Origin of the sequence: Loigolactobacillus iwatensis, from assembly GCF_003950295.1 — a bacterium.
GTDB classification, from domain to species: Bacteria; Bacillota; Bacilli; order Lactobacillales; family Lactobacillaceae; genus Loigolactobacillus; species Loigolactobacillus iwatensis.
Map to the genome: position 1 here is coordinate 1 of NZ_RHNP01000085.1, position 1,482 is coordinate 1,482.

Here is a 1,482-nt window from a genome sequence, read left to right on the forward strand (position 1 = left end):
GGCTCTACAATATCTGTTGTTGGTAATAGATTAATTCTGTTATCGATGACGGATTTTTTTGTATATATTAGTATTAATAGTATTAAACAAAACGGGCACTCCCAGCCCTATTCATCAAATCAACCACAACGAAGATTTTAGAGAAAGCAGGAAATGCCCTTATGAAAAATGATACTACCAAATTACTACTAGGTATAGAAGATGAACATATAAAAATTGAAAAAAGCTCTCAGAAAAGTGATGGCGCTATACGTATTTTTGGCCGCTTAGACTATCAGCCGAAGGCTTGCCCTCAATGTGGTGTCCTAAACAATCGTCGAATTATCAATTATGGATGGCGTGAAACCACTGTTCGCCTTCCCCAAACATTAGGGAATACCGTTATTTTGAAGTTAAAGCGTAGAAACTTTTGGTGCAAGGACTGCCATTCAACCTTTCTAGCGCAAACCACTTTAGTCCCAAAAAACTGTACGATTTCTAATCTAACCCGACATGACTGCTTAGAGAAGCTCCAAGATTCAGTATCTCTAAAGCATATCGCCAATGAGTTATCAACATCTGATTCATTCGTTGGCCGCCAGTTAATGTACGCTGAGCGTGATTTTCAACTAAATATGCATGCTTTACCAGAAATTATTTTAATGGATGAAATTAAAAGCACCAAGTCTGCACAAGACAGTATGAGTTTTGAATTCATGGATGGTGAAACTCATGAATTCATTGATATCTTATCATTTCGAACAATTAATCAACTTGAAAAACATTTTAATCGCTATGATTCAACTGCCAGAGGAAACGTTAAAATTATTGTTACTGACATGAATTACACTTATCCCAAATTAGCCAAGAGTGTGTTCCCAAATGCTATTGTGATAATCGATAAATTTCACATTATTAACGCCATTAACCGTGCATTTAACAAAACTCGAATTAGATTAATGAAAAAGTTTGCAACCTCTTCTCGAGAATACCGTGCCCTTAAGCGCTACTGGAAACTATTACTTGTTCCTACGGAACAACTTGATTTTGAGAATTTTCATAAATGGACTAATTTCTCTCACCTGATTACGGCCACTGATGTCGTCAATAACTTGCTATCACTAGATCCAGAACTCAAACAAGCTTATAAAGTTTTGAACAACGTTCGTACGGCTATTAAGAATAAAGATTGGAACAACTATAATGCTGCTTTCTGGAATATCAAAGGCTGCTCAGAAGAAATGCAAAGCTCTCTTGAGATGCTTGAAACTCATCACGACGAAATTCATAATACCTTTATTTATCATTATACGAACGGTCCCTTAGAAGGTTCTAATAATAAAGTTAAAGCAATCAAACGAGTTAGTTTTGGATTTCGTAGTTTCTTTAGATTCCGAACTCGGGTACTATACACTTTTAAAATCCACACCAAAAGAGCCCTAATCACAAAGTGATTAGAACTCTAATATCTGGATTCACCAACAACAGTTGACGAAGAGCCAA

At 36.0% G+C, this 1,482-nt stretch carries 1 protein-coding gene; it reads left to right on the top strand.

The window, feature by feature from the left end; all coding sequences use genetic code 11:
- Window positions 1-161: 161 nt before the first annotated feature.
- A complete protein-coding gene (locus tag EKM98_RS11980) occupies window positions 162-1,433 on the top strand; it encodes an ISL3 family transposase (RefSeq protein ID WP_125982757.1) in 1,272 nt (423 codons plus the stop codon).
- Window positions 1,434-1,482 lie beyond the last annotated feature (49 nt).

Coding starts and splice junctions, on each gene's coding strand:
- EKM98_RS11980 (WP_125982757.1), top strand. CDS start 162: ATGAAAAATGATACTACCAAATTACTACTAGGTATAGAAGATGAACAT.